Here is an 18271-nt window from a genome sequence, read left to right as displayed (position 1 = left end):
TCAAATCTCCGCTTTTCCTATGGTTTTAAGACTTATATTCTGTGGAACTTCAGCATAAGAAATTATTACGGCTGAAGGGATATATTGCTCTGTAAGCTTTCTCAAATGTCTTCTTACATTGGGTGAACAAAGCACTATGGGCTGAATATTTAAGTTTAATACATCGTCAGCCTTTTTCTTGATTGAAGAAATAATCTGTTCTGCCATTTTTGGCTCCATTGCAAGATAAGCCCCTTGCTCAGTTTTCTGGATGCTGTTATTTAAAAGATCTTCAATTTTTCTATCAAGCACAATCACATTAAGATTCCCGTCATTTGCAAGATACTGGGAAAGAATTGATCTTGAAAGTTTTTGCCTTACATATTCAGTTAAAAGATCTGTATCTTTTGTCATTATTGAATAATCTGCAAGGGTTTCAACTATGGTTAAAAGATCTCTTATGGAGACCTTTTCAGAAAGAAGATTTTGTAAAACTTTTTGAACCATTCCAAGGGACATCAAAGATGGTACAAGTTCTTCAACAGCCTTAGGACTTGACTTGGAAAGGTTGTCAAGAAGATGCTGAACCTCCTGACGCCCTAAAAGCTCAAAGGAGTTGTCTCTTATAACTTCTGTTAAATGAGTTGCCATCACAGTTGAAGGATCCACAACTGTGTACCCTGAAAATTTTGCATCCTCTTCCCTGTCTTTGGGAATCCAAATGGCATCAAGGCCAAATGCCGGCTCAATTGTTGGAATTCCGCTTATTTTCTGAATTACATCTCCTGGATCCATTGCAAGAAAATGTTCAGGCATTATCTCAAACTTTGCGGCTTCAACTCCTTTAATGAGAAATCTATACTCTGAAGAATTAAGCTTTAAATTGTCTCTTATGTGAATTGGGGGAACAACAATCCCCATTTCTGTTGCAAACTGCCTTCTTATTGATCTTATTCTTTCTAAAACATTTCCCGCTTCTGAAGCATCAACAAGAGGAATAAGGCCGTATCCAACCTCAAGCTCCATAAGATCCATGGAAAGAAGATCATCAACTTCTTCAGGCCCTGAAGGCTTTTCTTCTGCTTCTTCTTTTGCACTTGCTTCAAGCTCTTCTTTTTCTCCTGAAGATTTTGAAATAAAATATGCAGCAATACCAAGAAGAATACCAAGAGATACAAAGGGAACAGTTGGAAGACCGGGAACAAGACCAAGACAAAAAACAATTCCCGAACCAATAAAAATTGGAGTGGTTTTTGAAGATAAAAGCTTATACAAATCTCCGCCAAGTTTTCCATCTGCACCGCCCCTTGAAACAAGAAGACCTGCAGCAGTTGAAATCACAAGGGATGGAATCTGGGTTACAAGGCCGTCACCTACTGTTAAAATTGTGTAGTTTTGAGCAGCATCTGCAAGGGGCATTCCCTTGAGCATTCCTATTATAAGACCACCGATTATATTTATGATGGTAATTATTATACCGGCAACAGCATCTCCCCGGACAAATTTGCTGGCACCATCCATTGCTCCGTGAAACTCAGACTCACGTCTTATTGTTTCCCTTCTTTCCCTGGCTTCATGCTCATCTATCATTCCTGCATTAAGATCAGCATCTATTGCCATTTGTTTTCCTGGCATGGCATCAAGGGTAAATCTTGCTGCAACTTCAGCTATTCTTCCAGCACCTTTTGTTATTACTATAAAGTTAATAAGAACAAGAATAACAAAAATTATCATACCAACTATATAATCACCGCCCACAACAAAGCGTCCAAAAGACTGAATAACTGCTCCGGCAGCACCTTCGCCCTCATTTCCTTTTAAGAGAATAAGCCGTGTTGAAGCAACGTTCAAAGAAAGTCTAAAAAGTGTAACCATTAGAAGAACCGAAGGAAACACTGAAAAATCAAGTGGTTTTTCAGTATACATTGTGGTTATTAAAATAATGATTCCAAGGGTGATATTAAGAGCAAGCAAAAAATCAAGAACAAATGCAGGAAGAGGGATTATCATTGCCATAAGTATTGCTACAATGGCAACTATCATTCCAATATCTGCTGCATCAGCTTTTAAAGATTTTAAAATTCCCTGACCTGTTTCCGCCATTATCTCCCCGCTTTTTACTTAACCGTCAATTTTATGACAGAAGCCAACTTAATTAATATCAGGCTTTTTTCTTCATCTGGTAGACCTGAGCCAGAATTTCAGCCACTGCCTGAAAAAATTCCGAAGGGATTTGCTCCCCTACACCTACTACCTTAAACAAATTTCGTGCCAACTGTGGCTGTTCAATTACAGGTATGTTTTCCTTTATTGCAATTTCCTTTATTTTTTCAGCAATACGGCCTGCTCCCTTGGCCAAAACACTGGGAGCTTTCATATTGAGCTGATCATACCTCAAAGCTATTGCAATATGGGTAGGGTTTGTTATTACAACATCGGCTTTTGGAACTTCAGACATCATTCTGTTTCTTGCGGCTTCTGCCTGAAGTTGCTTGATCCTTGACTTTACATGAGGATCTCCTTCACTTTGTTTCATCTCATCTTTTACTTCCTGCTTGGACATTTTAATTTTTTGTTCAAAGTCCCATTTTTGATAAAGATAGTCCATCACAGCAAGAATTATCATCACAATAAGAATCCATACAAAAATCCTGAAAGAGGTTTGCAAAAGATAAATAAAAATTCCCCTCACTTCATTATCGTAAAGCCTGAAAAGATTTTCCTCATCATAAATAACTGCAAAATAGGCAAGAGTAAATATTATGGTGATTTTTAAAATACTCTTTACAAGATCAAAAATAGACTTCATTGAAAAAAGCCGGCCAAAGCCTTTTATGGGGCTTATCTTGCTGCCCTTAGGCTCTATGGCTTTCCAGGAAACAAAAAAACCCACCTGAAATAAATTTGATAAAAGTGCGGCAAGAAAAACAGCAACAAGCACAGGTGCCATTGCCATTCCACTGTATTTAATAACAGCATAAAAAAAGAAAAGAAAAGATTTGATGTCCAAATCAATTATAACCCCGAAATTAAAGGATTCATAAAAGATTTTTTCCATATTTGAATAAATAAAGCCAGCTGATAAATTAAGGGCGGATACAGCAAAAAAAAGAATAACAACAGAAACAATTTCAATACTTTTTGCAACCTGACCATCTTCTCTTGATGTTTGTCTTTTCCTGGGGGTTGCATCTTCGGTTTTTTCCTGTCCTTCATTTTCTGCCATTTTTTAAGTAACTCCTGCCTTACCTGATAAAAAATTAAGGGTGTGAATCAAAATACCATAAAAATCAGAAACATACCTGCTTGTAAAATAAGAGGCTATTTCAAGCATAAAACCAAACAACAAAAGCCCTATTATAATTTTTACAGGAAAAGCAACTATCATTACGTTGATCTGGGGAGCAAATTTTGAAATAATTCCAAAGGCAACTGAGGTAAAAAAAAGTGCAGCTATTACAGGAGACCCCATTTTCACTGAAATTGAAAAAATCGCCCCGCCAAATTCTCCCATCATGTCAAAAAGGCCTTTTTCAAGAAAAAAACCTCCTCCAATGGGCAAAATCCTGAAACTTTCCACAAGTGCACTGATAATTATATGGTGACCGTTCAAAAGAAGAAAAACCACAAGAACAACCCAGTAAGCAACTTGATCCATGATGGAAACCTGACTTCCTGACTGGGGATCTACAACATTTATCATTGAAAAACCCATCTGGAATCCTATAAGAACGCCTGCAACCTGGGTTGCTGCAAAAAAAAGTCTCACACCAAGGGAAAGACAAAGCCCTATGAAAAGCTCAGTAACAATGAGAACAGGAGCTGCTGCTGCTTTTTCCGGAAAAACCAAAGGATCTGCATAAACAACAGAATAAAGGCAGAGGGTTATTACAAGAGAAAGTCCGGCCTTTACCATTATGGGAACAACTTCACTTCCATAAATAGGAAAAAGAAACAAAATCACAGAAACTCTTAAAAGAATTAAAAGAAAATGTTTGAACTCTTCTGGAGAAAAAAGGTTTAAAATTTCCATTTTCATCTTATGTATGTGGGAATATTGACAAGAATTCTTATGGTAAAAACACTAAGCCTGTCAAGCATCCAGGGAGCAAATAAAAGAAGAGCCAAAAAAACTGCAATAATTTTTGGTACAAAAATAAGAGTCATTTCCTGAATTGAGGTAACTGCCTGAAATATACTTATGGCAACCCCCACAATAAGACCTACTCCAAGCATGGGCATGGAGATTATTATTGTCAGGATAATGGCTTCTTTAATAAAACTTACAATAAATTCAGGAGTCATAATTTTTCCTTTCAGGGAACCACAAAACTTTTTATCATTGATCCAATTAAAAGATTCCATCCGTCAACAAGAACAAAAAGCATAAGCTTGAAGGGAAGAGAAATCATAATAGGAGGAAGCATCATCATACCCATTGATAAAAGAACACTTGCAACAACCATATCTATAACAATAAATGGAATATAAATCATAAAACCTATTATAAATGCGGTTTTAAGCTCGCTTATCACAAAGGCGGGAATAAGATGTAAAATATTTACATCCTCTTTTGTCTGGGGTTTTATAGCTTTTGCAGAACTTATAAAAAGGGCAAGATCCTTTTCCCTTGTATTGGCAAGCATAAACTTTTTCAAAGGTTTTTCAGCATTAAAATATGCTTCCTGATAATTAATTTTTTCATTTAAATAGGGATCAAGTGCATTTTCATATACATCTGTCCAAACAGGCTTCATAACAAAAAAAGTCATAAAAAGGGCAAGCCCTACAAGAACCTGGTTTGGAGGGCTTGTCTGAATTCCCATTCCCTGACGAAGAAAATGAAATACAACAACAATTCTTGTAAATGAAGTCATTAAAATTAAAATTGCCGGTGCAAGGGTCAAAATTGTGAGGAGAGCTAAAATTTCCAGGGCAATTGCAACTTCAGAAGGATTTTCAGCAGCTTTTACCCCTAGTTCAATTGAAGGAATGGGAAAACTTACTGCAAAAGCAGAAGAGGGAATAAAAAAAATGCCTGAAAAAATTAAAAATAAAACAAATTTTTGTTTTTTCATTTTAATCCTTTTTTTCTTTTTTTAAAAAGAATCTGCTTTTAAGATTTTCCTTAAAAATTTTTGAAAACTCCTGGGTGTTTTCTTCTTTTTTTTCAGTCTCTTTATCAGTTTTTCCAAGTTTTGAAATAAGAGTAATACTTTCCTTGGTAACTCCAATGAGAAGCTTTTCACCATCTGCATCAATAATTATAAGCTTTTCCCTGCTTCCAAGATAAAAAGATGAGATAAGCCTGATTTCAGACTTGTCTCCCATGGAAAAATTTTTTGCCATAAATCGTTTTACCAGATAAAGGCAGCCCCCAAGAATTCCAAGCACAATTGCAAACATCCCAAGGGTTTTAAAAAGTTCAGCATAAAGATTAATACTTCCCGGTTCCATAAATCTTCCTATTCTCCAAGGGTTCTAACCCTTTCCATTGGACTTACTATGTCTGTAAGCCTGACTCCAAACTTTTCATTTACAACCACAACCTCTCCCCTTGCCACAAGTTTATGGTTGATATAAATTTCCAGAGGTTCTCCTGCAAGCTTGTTCAGCTCGACAATTGAGCCCTGACCAAGCTGAAGAAGATCATTTACAAGCATTTTAGAACGTCCCAGTTCAACAGAAAGCTCAAGTGGAATATCAAGAATAAAGTCCAGATCCCGCTCAGCTTCATCTTCATGGGATCCTTTTGTTTCTTCATCTTCTGCACTTTCAATCTTTTCTTTTTCCTCTTCAGTCATTAAATTTCTCCTGATTAGCTGTTTTTTAATGTTTTTGTAATTCTAAATGCCTGAAAACCTTTTTTTACCCCTGCAAAACCTTTAAACTTAGGAACGCCTTCAATATAACCATGAAGAGGAGCTGAAGCATCCTGGGAAAGGGGAATAACATCTCCTTTTCTCATTGTAATAAGCTTTTCTCCCCTTATTGTGGTTTTGCCCAGTACAACCTTAAAATTAACAGAAGACTCCCTGATAATTTCTGTAAGTCTTCTTTGCCAGGTAAAGTCAATTTCTTCAGTTTCAGCCTGGAACCCTGAAGAAAGCTTTCCTCTCAAAGGCTCTATCATTGCATAGGGAAGACAAATTGTAAGCTTTCCTGCGGCCTGTTCCAGCTCAACTTCAAACCTTGCAACAATAACAAGATCTGTTGGAGGAACAATTGCGGCAAACTGAGGGTTTACTTCAGATCTCTGGAGTGAAGTAACAATTGGTTCAACAGGCTGCCAGGCTGTTTCAAGATCTTTTAAACATGAAGAAACAACCTTTCTTATCATTTTGTCCTCAATTGGAGTAAATTCCCTACCCTCTACCTTGGCTTTTCCTGTTCCTTTTCCTCCAAAAAAAGTATCAATAAGATTAAATACAAGCTCAGTGTCCATTACAAGAAGAGCATTTCCCCTTAAAGGATCCATTCTGTATACATGAAGGCTTGTGGGAACCGGAAGAGATCTTACAAACTCAGAAAACTTAAGAGTGTCAAGAGATTCCGAGCTTATGTCAATATTTGTCTGCAAAAGAACAGAAAGAGCTGATCTTACTTCTCTTGCAAACCTTTCATTGATAACTTCAAAAGTAGGAAGCCTTCCCCTTATTACTTTCTCCTGTCGTTCAAAATCATACTTTGTAACTCCCCCGATTTCTTCGGGATCGCTGGATTCTGCTTCAACTTTGCCTGCACTCAGCCCGTCTAAAAGGCTATCAACTTCTTCCTGGGTTAATACTTCACTCATAATCTTTCTCCGCCGTCAAATTTATGACATCACCAGTCAAGAATAAGGAACTCAGTAAAATAAAGATTTCTCATTATATTTTTGCCTGAAATTTCATTGATTTTTTTAAAAAGATTTTGTTTGATAAAAAGTTTTTCAGTGATTTCGTCAAGATCAGAAGGTTTTTTCCCACTGAAATATAAGGCCAAATATTTTTCAATCAGATTTTTATTTTCAATTAACAAAAGTTTATCGCTTTTTTCAATAACTTCAGCATAAATTGTAATTCTTAAATTTTTAGCCAATTCTTCCTCAAACTCAGGTTTCAGCTTTACAATAATTTCCCCAAACTTTAAAAGCCCGGGATAAAAATCTTCTGGGCCAGAGACAAAAAGAGCCTGATTTTCATCTGGTTTGGGGGCTTTCTTTGTTTTATCAATATCTTTATCAGTAAAAAATAAAATAAAAACAATAAAGAAGACAGAACCAAGAAGCAAAAAACCTCCACCAATTATTATTATAAGATTTTTGCTGATTTTAAATTTGGATTTTTCCTTTTCCTCAGACATTTTTTCACCTGGAATTTATTTTTATAATCAAAGACAGATATACAATTAATATGCCATAATTGTAAAATTATTATATTCTGAATTAAACGTTTGATATTTTTAAATAATGAATTTTTTAAAAAAGGACTGTTTTTTATTTGAGGAAGGTCAGGCTTTAAAGCCCCTCACCTTTTTAAGTGAGGGGCAATTAAATTATCTCTTCATATTTATTACTTCAGCAAGCATATCATCAACTGTTGTTATAATTTTTGAGTTTGCCTGGAAGCCTCTTTGAGTTGTAATCATTGAAACAAATTGATCTGCAATATCAACGTTTGACATTTCTAAGGAGTTTGGTGAAATACTTCCAAGGCCGTTATCCCCAGGCCTTCCTGTTATGGCATCACCACTTGATCTTGTTCCACGGTAAAGATTTCCACCTTCTTTATACAATCCCTGCTCACTCAAAAATTTGGCTAAAGAAACTCTGTAAAGAGGGATTTGTTCACCATTTGAATATACTCCTGTCATAGAACCGTCACCTGAAACATTAACACCTTCAAGGTCTCCTGCTCCGTATCCATTGGCAGACTGAAATGTTGTTGTAGATGATTTGGCATACTGGGTTGTTGCTAAAGAACTCTTTTTAAAACTTATCCCGTCAAACACAGCCCCTATGTCAAACTTCATTTTCTGCTCTGTGGTTTCAAAGGTTCCTTTTGCACCAAACTCTCCTGTGGCTCCAAGAAAGTCTGCCATAAAAGAAAAATAACCCTCGGTTGCAATATCTTGTTTTTTTATTTCAGTCCATGAGGTTCCGCCGATAAGATCAAAATTAATCAAGCTGTTTTTAGCGTCTGTTCCGGTTCCAAGGGACTCTGTAAAGGTAAAAACTATATCTTTAGTATCATTTTCTCCGCCTGAACCGTCAAGATCTATATAAACACTGTCTTTATCACCTTTTACAATTGCCTTGGAATAATCTTTGGGAGCTGATCTTGGATCTATATTAAAAGTAAGGGTATCTCCAGAGTTTGCTTCAACAGGATTAGTTCCGTCATTAAGTGAAAAAGTCATGTCATCAGAACCATTGCCATTAAAATCTATTGTAAAATTGAAGCTGTCTGTCGTTGAAATAATTCTTGCACCCGGGTATTCAAGGTTTTGAAACGGATCTATTTTAAAAGCCATTGTACTTGGAATAACTCCTGTTGCATCCAGTGCGGTTGTAAAACTGTATGTAATATCAGCATTGCCGTCTCCATTGAAATCTATCTGTACCTGATTTTTGTTACTTGAATCTGCCCCTGTTAAAACCTGAACAGCCGGATAGTCTGTTCTGACTGCATCAATATTTGCAAAACTCCAGTTCCCGTTACCATCATAATTAAGAGCATAGTTTACAGTTGAAGCCCTGGTGAAAACTTCGGGATTATCATAGTAAAGAGAGGGCTCTGAAACAATTTCTCCTGTTCCTCTTACAAACTTTACAGGCTCTTTAAAATACCAGTCTCCTGACGCCCCATAGACAACGTCAATATTTCCTGTCCTGTATGTAAGAACATCGGGATTATCTACAGTAATTGAAGCTTCAGGATCAAGAGCAGTACCAGAACTTATTTCAAAAACACCTGTATTTTTTTCAATTATACCATCTTCAGTAGGAAATGAAAGATACCAGGATTCATTGACTGGATCCCAAACAAGATTTAAATCTTCAACATCTCTTATCATAGCACTGGGATCATTTATCATAAGAGTTGAATTATCATTTCCTGTATCTCCTTGATATCTTAAATTTGTTACATCTTGCTTATGAATATCAAGGGTTCTGTTTATATCAAAATGAAGCGAATCTGTAGCAGCAGCATCACTATTTAAATAAATAGTCATATCAGGTTCAGGCCTGGGGTCTGTAAGATCAGGATCAAATCTGATATCAATTTTCTTTTCATTACTTGTTGTCATTATTTCTGCATTGGGATAATTTTTTGGCTTGTCAAAACTGTCAATTGTTCCATCGGCAACTCCAAGAAGACCTGAGGTATCCTGAAACTTCCAGCTATTCCCGTCAAATTCCATATGAAAATTAAATCCATCATGGGCAAGTTTATCATAATTATCTACTCTGAAAGTTATGTCTTCTGATTTATTAACCCCGTAAGATCTTACATTGCCTATTATCCCGGTAAACTTTTCCATGGTCATATCACGAACAGAACCATCACTTTCATTGAACTTTATTTCACCTCTTGCTAAAAGACCTTTGGCAGAAGTACCCTGAACAAGGTTTCTCAAATCCTCATCAGGATTACATGTGATAAGATATTCCCAGGTTGAGCCTGATTTTTTATCATAATAAATTGTAAGATCATGGGTGCTTCCAAGTGAATCATAAGCCTTTACAACACTTTGATACTCGTAATTATTAGGGGCTATAAATTCATCTTTTGTTCCATCCCAGGTGTTGGCAAGAACAATCGACTGACTTTTAGCATCTGCATCAAGATTGGTAACCATGTTTATAGTATCTGTTTTCTTTGGAGGAGAGGTAAAGGATTCTAAAACTATATCCCTGATAGCTCCTATATCATTGCCTGTTTCTTCGTGAAGCTGCCACCCCTGAACTACATAGCCTTCCGGATTTATAAGACGGCCGTCCTTGTCAAAACTAAAATTACCTGCTCTTGTATAATAGATTTGTTGAGAATTGTTATCCCTAATCTGGAAAAAACCATTTCCGCCTATGGAAAGATCAGTTGTATTTCCTGTTGATTCAAAGGAGCCCTGCTGAAAAGAAGTATCCACAATTTGAATTGCAGTACCCCTACCAACCTGGGATGAGCCTGACTGAGTTGCCATACTCTGGTTCAAAAGGTCTGCAAATAAAGACCTGTTTCCTTTAAAACCCACCGTGTTTACGTTTGAAATATTATCGCCTATAACCTGCATGGAATTACCCATGTTTGTCAATCCGCTTGTACCTGCATATAATGAACTTGTAAGGGACATTGCCTAACCCTCCTTATTTTTTATTTATTCTGAGCAGAAACTGTTTTTTTTAACCATTTCCATATTTTAAAATAAGCTGAAAATTTCAGTTTCTAACCCGCTTCCAATTAACCAGAATTTCCAGGTGACTAACCTTTAACCGCTTCTATATATTCAGGAGCAACCCGCACTCCATTAATATCAAGAAAATGCCTTCCATTTTCATAAAACACTCCTGTAACCTCTCCTTTGACAGAAGTATCAGCCTTTAGATTACCTGAGGCTACAACTTCATAATAATAATATCCGTCTGATAATTTATTGCCGTTTTGATCCTTTCCATCCCATTCAATTTCTACGGGTTTCCCTCCTTTAGTATTTCCATTGTGATATGAATAAACAATCTGTCCTGTTGAATTTAATATATTCACCCTTGTAGATGCTTCACTTTCAATTATAAACGATGGAAGAGAACTTTTAACCTTGCCAGATTCAAGGGAAATTGCCCCTGTTGAAGCTTCAATTGTTTTTCCAAGATAATCAAAAGTTGAGCCTGGTTCAAATTCAGAGGATTTTTCAGTTCTTGCTTCAACTACAGACTTGGGTGATACAAGAACTCCTTCAACAACAAGATACTGTTTTTCTCCCTGATAGATTATTGAATCAACTTTTCCGCTTACAGAAGTAGTAACCGGCGAATATCCTGAAGATGTAAGAGCCTCAACATAAAAATTATAAGTTCCGTCTTCACAAGGATTTCCCTCTAGATCTTTTCCATCCCAGTTTATAGAATAAGAGCCTGGTTCTTTTTGTCCTGAATCAATTGTTTGAACAACTTTGCCGTTTTTATCAAAAACAGTTATTGAAACCTGGGCAGCTTCCTCAAGAGTATAAAAACCTCCGGCTGCTTTAGAATTTGTCAGATCTATTGTGTCAACTGTGGCTGTTATATACTTGTCAAGATAATCTTCTGCATTTTTTCCTGTCTGAAGATTTAAGGATTTGGAAATATCTTCAAGGATTTTGTTTGACTTGAACTGAGCTTCAAGTTGTGAAAACTGGGTCAACTGAGCAGTAAAATCCTGGGATTCCATTGGGTTTAAAGGGTCCTGATGCTGAAGCTGGGCAATGAGCATGGTAAGAAAATCATTCATCCCAAGATCATCGTCAGACTTAATTTTTTCAGCCATATGGTCTGTATAGCCGGTAATGCTACTTAGTGAATCTGATACAATAGTCATAATCTTCTCCCTTTAAGCAATCAAATCAACGGCTTTGTCAGAAAAAAACATTTTCTTTTTAACAAGCCCGGCATTTTCTTTTGAATTGTTTTTAGCTTTAACCCCTGAAATGCCTTTATTTTTCGACTGGTTTTCAAAACTGTTTTTTCTTTCTCTTGCCATTGCCTGATCAAAATTATGAGCAAGCTCAACATTTACCTCTGCAACCTGCATTCCCTGAGACTGAAGCTGATTTTTAAACTCCTGAGCCTGCTGAACCATAAGTTCATGGGTTGAATTTTTTTCAGCAATTATTTTTATATTAAGCCCATTTCTTACACTTTCTATTCTTAAGTGAAGCCTTCCCAAATCAGGCGGATTTAACCTAAATGAGACCTCTTTTTCACCAAGCCTTACTGTTCTTAAAATCTGTTTTTCAATTTGTTCCATTATTTGTTTTGAAAGACTTGCTCCTGAGCCAGGCTGGGCAGCCTTAGACACTCCACCTGAGTTTCTTGTCAAAGAGTTCTTCATAAAATCTGATCTATCTTCTGAAAAATCATTAAGCTTTTCTTTTTTTAAATTTTTCAGATTCATTTCCAAAAGACTTTTAATATTAATATCTATTTCTTCTCCCCCAGAGCCTTCTAAAGTAAAATTTAATTTATCATTTCTGACTGATGCCTGAATTAATTCATTAAAAGAGGAATTCAGACCCAAAACTGTTGAAAGATTTAGGGCTTTTATTTCTGGCTGATCAATTGGAGAGTTTGCAAAAAAAGAATACTCATGGGATTTTTCAAAAACTTTTAACTGGTAATCTGCCTGGATTGATTTTAAATTTTCTTCTGACAAAACTCTTTGATTTCTTTTCCAGGAGGCAAATGAGTCTTCAAAAATATTTCTGGTCAGCTCAAAACTTTCTTTTCCCAGATCTTTTTCATTAAAATGACTTTTTACAAACAACTGGTCTTCTTCATGAAAATCTCTTTTTACAGACAACTGACCTTCTTCATTAAAATCTCTTTTTACAAACAATTGACCTTCTTCATTAAAATAACTTTTTACAGACAACTGACCTTCTTCATTAAAATCTCTTTTTACAAACAATTGACCTTCTTCATTAAAATCTCTTTTTACAAACAATTGACCTTCTTCATTAAAATCTCTTTTTACAAACAATTGACCTTCTTCATTAAAAAGATTTTTCACAAACTCTGCTTCTTTGTTTTTAGAAGAATTATCCAATGATTTTTTATACAATTCCAAATCTGAAAAGGACTGGTTCAATCTTTTCTCAATGGCAGCCATGAAATTATTGATAGAGTTTTTATCTATCTCTATAAAAGAATTTTTGTCCTGGGGAAGTTCAAAAACAGACTCAATTGTCTCAATTCCTTTTACCAAATTAGAAAGAAGCTCATAGTGGCAAGCATTTTCAAAACTAAGATCTTTATTGTCTCTACCAAGAGTTTCCATGGTTTTTATTGCTTTTGACTTGATTTCATCAATTGAATCAAGAAGGCCTTTTAAAGAAAACCCTTTTTCCATGTCCAAACTTGACTCAATTGTTGATCTTATATCAGCTGAGTTTACCCCTATACTTTCAAGAGCAGTGGCAAAATAGGGAACAAATGAAAAAGGAAAATAAACCTCTTTTGAATCAATTTTCTCTTTATCTAAACTATCTATGGATGAAAACAGATCAGGGAGATAAGATTTTGTGTTTTTATCAGAGCTTAGAGCATTGTCGATTTCTTCCATTGACAAATTTTCCGAGGAAATAAGCACCTGCCTTAATGAAGAAATTTCTGTATAGGAAAAACTTACAAAAGACGAGCCTTTAGAAGCATTTCTCAAAACTTCCTTCATTCTCTCAACTATCAAACCAATAACTTTTTCATTAGGGTCTTCTAGTTTTGTTAAATCTTTTATTTCTGATACAGCCTCTGATGAAGAACCTTTTATAAACTCAAAATCAGAGTTTTGATATTTATTTAAAAAAGCATCAAACCCTGAATTTTTTTCTGAGTTAAATGAACTTTTAGATGAGACTTCAAATGTTTCTAAACTCTTAAAGCCTGAAAAAAATATATTTGTATACATAACTTAAGCTCCTGAATAATTTTTTATTAACTACAATAAAGCAATCTATGTGCCAATTTTTTGACATTAATTCTTTTGCTATATTTTCAGGTAGTTAGGTTTGAAAAGCCAATTCATCCGTCAAAAAAACAGAAACTTTTTCCCTGATTGAAATAAACAACGGAAAAAGTTGCCCGGGTAAAAAACAAAAAATTACCTAAATTTTAAAAAACTTTTTCCGATATAAATATTTATTGAGGCTAAAAAAAGATTGAAACCCAAAGAATAAGACTTTTATTTCAAAACTTTATAAAGACAAACTCCTGATAAAGCATGAGATTTGATAAAGCATAAAATAAAAAGTTAACAGTTTTTTTAAAAATTGTTTAAGGAAAAACAAATGCAAAACCGGCTAAACTTTACCATAGGTATAATCTTCTTTCTTGGGGGATGCTCAGTGTATTGGTTTGGAAGGCAAAATTCTCTTTTTTTTATTCTTCCAAAGGAACTTTCATTTAATCTACCTGGTCTTATAAAGTTTTCATCACCTGTTTTTTTTCACACTTTTTCAATGATTCTAATTTCTTCACCTTTTATAAAAAAAAAGATAAGTTCCTTGTTTTTTTTAAGTTTTTCATGGATAGCAATTCAAATATTTTTTGAAATCGGCCAAAAATATCCTGATTTTTTCAATAAAGTTTTTTCTGCTGGTATATTTTTGCCTTTAAACAACTACTTTAAAAAGGGTACCTATGATCCCATGGATATTGGCATGGCTGTTGCAGGTGGGTTATCAGGACTGATATTTCTGATTTTATCAAGATCAATTGTTTTTTATTTTACAAAGGTGAGAACTTATGTCAGAAAAAAATAAAGACATAACAAAAAAAATTATTTTAATTTTAATAACTCTTTTCGGGCTTTTTACCATAATTGCCAGCGGAGGGGGCAGCAGTTCAAGCAGTGTTACCAAGGAGAACAAAACAGAAGACTCTGAATCTCCTGAAAATACAGAAGTTACCCCTGCAGTTTCAATAATATCTCCAAGTGACGGAGCTGTTTACAATTCAGGATCATTTATAACTTTTTTTGGAAATGCCTATGATCATAAAGGGCTGCCCATTTCAGGCTCAAACCTGATATGGACTTCAAGTCAAGATGATCATCTTGGTAATGGGAATCTGCTTAATCCAAAATATTTAAGTGATGGAACTCACGAAATAACACTCATAGCTAATGATGCTCAAGGGAATCTTGGCATGGCAAAAATCAAATTTTCTCTCCAAGAAGACGACCAAAACACTCCGCCCCATTCTGTTTTTTTAAGATTGCCTTATCAAAATGCTGAATACAATTCAGGAGACCTGATTTTATTTGAAGGGACCGCAGAAGATCTAGAGGATGGTAATCTTTCAGGGAAAAGGCTAAAATGGTTTTCAAATATAGATAAAGAACTTGGAGAAGGTGGAACCTTAATCAGGGACGATCTTTCCGGAGGAACCCACACCATAACCCTTATTGCAGAAGACTCAAAAGGTTTACAGGCTTTTGCAGACCCTGTTACAATAACAATTAAAAACACAAGACCTGAAGCCAAAATAACCTATCCTCAGGACGGTTCTTCTTTTAATCTGAAAGATACAATAACTTTCAACGGAGAAGGCTGGGATAATGAAGACGGGGAGCTTTACGGTTCAGAACTTAAATGGCGATCAAATGTTTACGGTAATTTTGGTCAAGGAAGAGATCTTGCAATAAATTTTCTTCCAATCGACACTCATACTATCACCCTCACTGTTACTGACAAAAATGGTGCAGTTGATACTGATGATATAACCATCACAATAAACTGATTTGCGGATACAAAATGAATAAACTTAAGTATTTGTTATTTATATTGTTTTTTTTAAATGCTTTATCCCGTCTTGGTTTTACAGCCCCTCCTATAGTAACAATAACAAAACCAGCAGACAGTAAAACTTTTGAGCTGGGACAATTTATATATTTTGAAGGAAATGCACATGACCCAGATGCACAGGAAATTCCTATTATAGAAAACTCTCTTACCTGGAACTCAAGTGAAAAAGGAGCTCTTGGCAACGGTCAAAATCTGACAAGATCTGACCTTGGCGTTGGTACTCACACTATTACACTTACTGTAAAAAACGAAGCTGGAGAAACAGCCAGTGCTCAAATAAAAATAACAATAGTCAATACTCCCCCCACAGTAAACATCCTTTCTCCAGAGAAAGAGGAAAAGTATAATGCTAACAACAAAATAACGTTTCAGGGAAATGCTTCAGATGGTGACACCAGTCTGCCAGACAAGTATCTGAAATGGACTTCAGATATTGACGGAAGCATTGGAACCGGGGCAAACTTTCAAGTCTCCACCCTTTCTCCGGGAAGCCACAAAATCACATTAACTGTAACAGACCCGGGCGGTGAAACAACCCAGGAATCTGTTACTATAGAAGTAATAAACACAAAACCAGTTGCAATAATAAAGTCTCCTGATGATAACTCTGAATTTACTTCCCAGGACACAATCCTTTTTCAGGGCTGGGGAGAAGATGCTGAAGAACCCGATATCCAAAATGAAACATTAATTTGGGTTTCAAATCTTGACGGTAAGTTTGGAATCGGCCCTCTTGTATATACAGACAAGCTTTCTCCAGGAACACACAAAATTTCACTTACAGTAAAAGATTCAAGCGGTTTTTTGAGTGACCCAACACAAATCACAATTGAAATAACTAATGAAGGACCTCTCCCTATAATAAGCTCCCCTTTAAACAATAAAATTTTCAATGAAAATGAATCCATTGTTTTTTCAGGTAATGCTTCAGACAAAGAGGACGGTTATATAACAGGAGCCGGGCTTGAATGGTTTTCAGATATTGGCGGGTTCATTGGAACAGGGACAGAAATTAAACCACGAAATCTCAGCCCAGGAAACCACACAATAACCCTTAAAGCAACAGATAGTGACGGATTTGAAAATTCCACCTCAATTACAATTGTTACTGGGAATAAGTACCCTGTACCTGAAATTATTTCTCCTAAAAACAATACTGTTTTTGACGAGAAGGAACTGGTTGAACTTTCAGGAAAGGCAAAAGATTATGAAGACGGTATGATTCCGGGAACAGCTCTTGAATGGAACTCAAGCAGAGACGGCTATTTAGGAACTGGAGAAGTAATTTTCAATCCGAATCTAAGTGCTGGAATCCATACAATAAGCTTAAAAGCCACAGATTCATACGGTGCCTCAGCAACCACTGAAACAACAATAATATACGGAAATACGCCTCCTATTGCCAAAATACTCAAACCAGACAAATCACTACCTGATTTCCCTGACTATCCTGAATATGAAAGAGGGGAGGATGTTGTTTTTCATGGAATAGGAATAGACATGGAAGACGGAGATCTTCCTCCGGAAAATCTTTTCTGGAGTTCAGACCTTAACGGAGAAATAACAAAGCTTGGGAATGGGAACTCTTTTAAATTAAATAATTTAAAAAGCGGAACCCATTTAATAAAACTTACCGTAAAAGATTCAGGAAACTCAAAGGGAAAAGATGAGGTAAAAATAATTATCAAGGAAATGTTTCCTGATAAAAATCTGATTTATATAAGAAAAGGTTCAACTGATGTTTTTGAAATATACGGTGGAATCCCTCCTTTCAAAACCTCCTCAAGAAGGGCGGATATAGCTTCAACCTCGGTTCTTGGAAGAACAGTAACTGTTACAGGAAAACTAAAAGGTGAAAGTGAAATCTTTGTTACAGACAAAAACACAATAAACACTTTCTCTATTATAGCAAAAGTTTTTGATAACAATATTTCTTTTCCCCATGCAAAAGGATTTATGACAAAAAATAATCTTAAAACAAACCTGGCTTACGAAGGAGACAATCTTGTTCTCGACGCTTCTGAATCTAATGATGACAAAGGAATAATTTCCTGGCACTGGGAGGTGATAAACGGAAATCCTCCTGTATATCTTTCAAGAAAGAATTCTAAAAAAGCAAAATTTGTTGCTCCCCCTGTCAAAGGAAATGAAAAATACACTGCTATACTTAAAATAAAAAATATAGATCAAGCTGAGTCAAAACATATATTTGATTTTATAATCAGGGAAAAAAATGATCAGTTTGACTCTTTGGGAATTATACCTGTTGAATCAGGAGAAAAATCCAATTTTTACGGAATTAAATATATTGAGGGTCTTTCACAAGTAAAGATAAAGACTCCGGGCTCAGATCCAAGAAACAGGCCCCATAAAATCTTCTATAACCTTTTAGATATTGAAAAACATCTTGAAGATGATGAAACAGCAGCTCAATTAATAATTCATTTGCCTGAGCGAGCTTTGGACAATCAGAAATGGTATCAGGAAAATAGTGCAAAAGGATGGCAAGAAATGACTGACTCCAATACTCCCTTAACAAACGGAGCCTACTTCAACCATTCAAAAGACCAAGTTTTTATAAACATTGAAGATAACGGGATTTACGATCTTAATCCGAACAAAAAAATTATAAGAACTGTCTCAGGGCTTGGAAGTAACCTTGAGGCTGAAACAAAGGAAGAGTCTTCTTCAAAAAGCAACAATTCATCAAGCTCCTGCTTTATCAACTCTTTTTTTTAGCTTTAAATAAAAACTA

General features: G+C 35.6%; 15 protein-coding genes. 3 read left to right on the top strand and 12 right to left on the bottom strand.

Annotation, left to right across the window (positions count from 1 at the left end; translation table 11 throughout):
• The 12 genes from flhA to RBR53_01190 form a co-directional block, all read right to left on the bottom strand.
• Positions 1-2082, bottom strand: a complete 2082-nt coding sequence (gene flhA / locus RBR53_01245; GenBank protein ID MDY0131270.1) for a flagellar biosynthesis protein FlhA — start codon at positions 2080-2082, stop codon at positions 1-3.
• Positions 2083-2140: 58 nt separating this feature from the next.
• Entirely contained in the window at positions 2141-3205 is a 1065-nt protein-coding gene (gene flhB, locus RBR53_01240) for a flagellar biosynthesis protein FlhB (protein MDY0131269.1), read from the bottom strand.
• 3 nt (positions 3206-3208) lie between these two features.
• On the bottom strand, positions 3209-4012 hold the full coding sequence (gene fliR / locus RBR53_01235) for a flagellar biosynthetic protein FliR (GenBank protein ID MDY0131268.1): 804 nt from the start codon (positions 4010-4012) through the stop codon (positions 3209-3211).
• Positions 4013-4014: 2 nt separating this feature from the next.
• Complete coding sequence (gene fliQ / locus RBR53_01230) at positions 4015-4284, bottom strand: flagellar biosynthesis protein FliQ (protein ID MDY0131267.1); 270 nt, start codon at positions 4282-4284, stop codon at positions 4015-4017.
• An 11-nt stretch (positions 4285-4295) separates the two neighbouring features.
• Entirely contained in the window at positions 4296-5057 is a 762-nt protein-coding gene (fliP, locus tag RBR53_01225; GenBank protein ID MDY0131266.1) for a flagellar type III secretion system pore protein FliP, read from the bottom strand.
• A 1-nt stretch (position 5058) separates the two neighbouring features.
• On the bottom strand, positions 5059-5436 hold the full coding sequence (gene fliO / locus RBR53_01220; GenBank protein MDY0131265.1) for a flagellar biosynthetic protein FliO: 378 nt from the start codon (positions 5434-5436) through the stop codon (positions 5059-5061).
• 8 nt (positions 5437-5444) lie between these two features.
• Complete coding sequence (gene fliN / locus RBR53_01215; GenBank protein MDY0131264.1) at positions 5445-5783, bottom strand: flagellar motor switch protein FliN; 339 nt, start codon at positions 5781-5783, stop codon at positions 5445-5447.
• Between the two features lie 14 nt (positions 5784-5797).
• The gene (fliM, locus tag RBR53_01210) at positions 5798-6775 is read right to left on the bottom strand and encodes a flagellar motor switch protein FliM (protein ID MDY0131263.1); all 978 of its coding nucleotides are present in this window, start codon (positions 6773-6775) and stop codon (positions 5798-5800) included.
• 29 nt (positions 6776-6804) lie between these two features.
• On the bottom strand, positions 6805-7323 hold the full coding sequence (locus RBR53_01205) for a flagellar basal body-associated FliL family protein (protein MDY0131262.1): 519 nt from the start codon (positions 7321-7323) through the stop codon (positions 6805-6807).
• Between the two features lie 192 nt (positions 7324-7515).
• Positions 7516-10314 (bottom strand): flagellar hook-basal body complex protein, encoded by a 2799-nt coding sequence (locus RBR53_01200; GenBank protein ID MDY0131261.1) that lies wholly within the window; start codon positions 10312-10314, stop codon positions 7516-7518.
• Between the two features lie 128 nt (positions 10315-10442).
• Entirely contained in the window at positions 10443-11534 is a 1092-nt protein-coding gene (locus tag RBR53_01195) for a FlgD immunoglobulin-like domain containing protein (GenBank protein MDY0131260.1), read from the bottom strand.
• Between the two features lie 12 nt (positions 11535-11546).
• Positions 11547-13619 carry a flagellar hook-length control protein FliK gene (locus tag RBR53_01190; GenBank protein MDY0131259.1) on the bottom strand — a complete coding sequence of 691 codons (2073 nt, stop codon included), beginning with the start codon at positions 13617-13619 and terminating at the stop codon, positions 11547-11549.
• Positions 13620-13998: 379 nt separating this feature from the next.
• On the opposite strand from RBR53_01190, the gene RBR53_01185 reads away from it, so the two are divergent.
• The 3 genes from RBR53_01185 to RBR53_01175 are packed head-to-tail and all read left to right on the top strand — an operon-like array spanning position 13999 to position 18255.
• Positions 13999-14472 carry a hypothetical protein gene (locus RBR53_01185; GenBank protein ID MDY0131258.1) on the top strand — a complete coding sequence of 158 codons (474 nt, stop codon included), beginning with the start codon at positions 13999-14001 and terminating at the stop codon, positions 14470-14472.
• Positions 14456-15451, top strand: a complete 996-nt coding sequence (locus tag RBR53_01180) for a hypothetical protein (GenBank protein MDY0131257.1) — start codon at positions 14456-14458, stop codon at positions 15449-15451. The genes RBR53_01185 and RBR53_01180 overlap by 17 nt, the downstream gene beginning before the upstream one ends.
• 14 nt (positions 15452-15465) lie before the next feature.
• Positions 15466-18255: a hypothetical protein gene (locus RBR53_01175; GenBank protein MDY0131256.1), complete on the top strand. Its 2790-nt coding sequence runs from the start codon at positions 15466-15468 to the stop codon at positions 18253-18255.
• The last annotated feature ends 16 nt before the right edge of the window (positions 18256-18271 follow it).

The organism is Desulforegulaceae bacterium, assembly GCA_034006035.1.
Taxonomy (GTDB): domain Bacteria; phylum Desulfobacterota; class Desulfobacteria; order Desulfobacterales; family JACKCP01; genus JACKCP01.
This window is presented reverse-complemented; position numbering and strand designations above follow the sequence as displayed.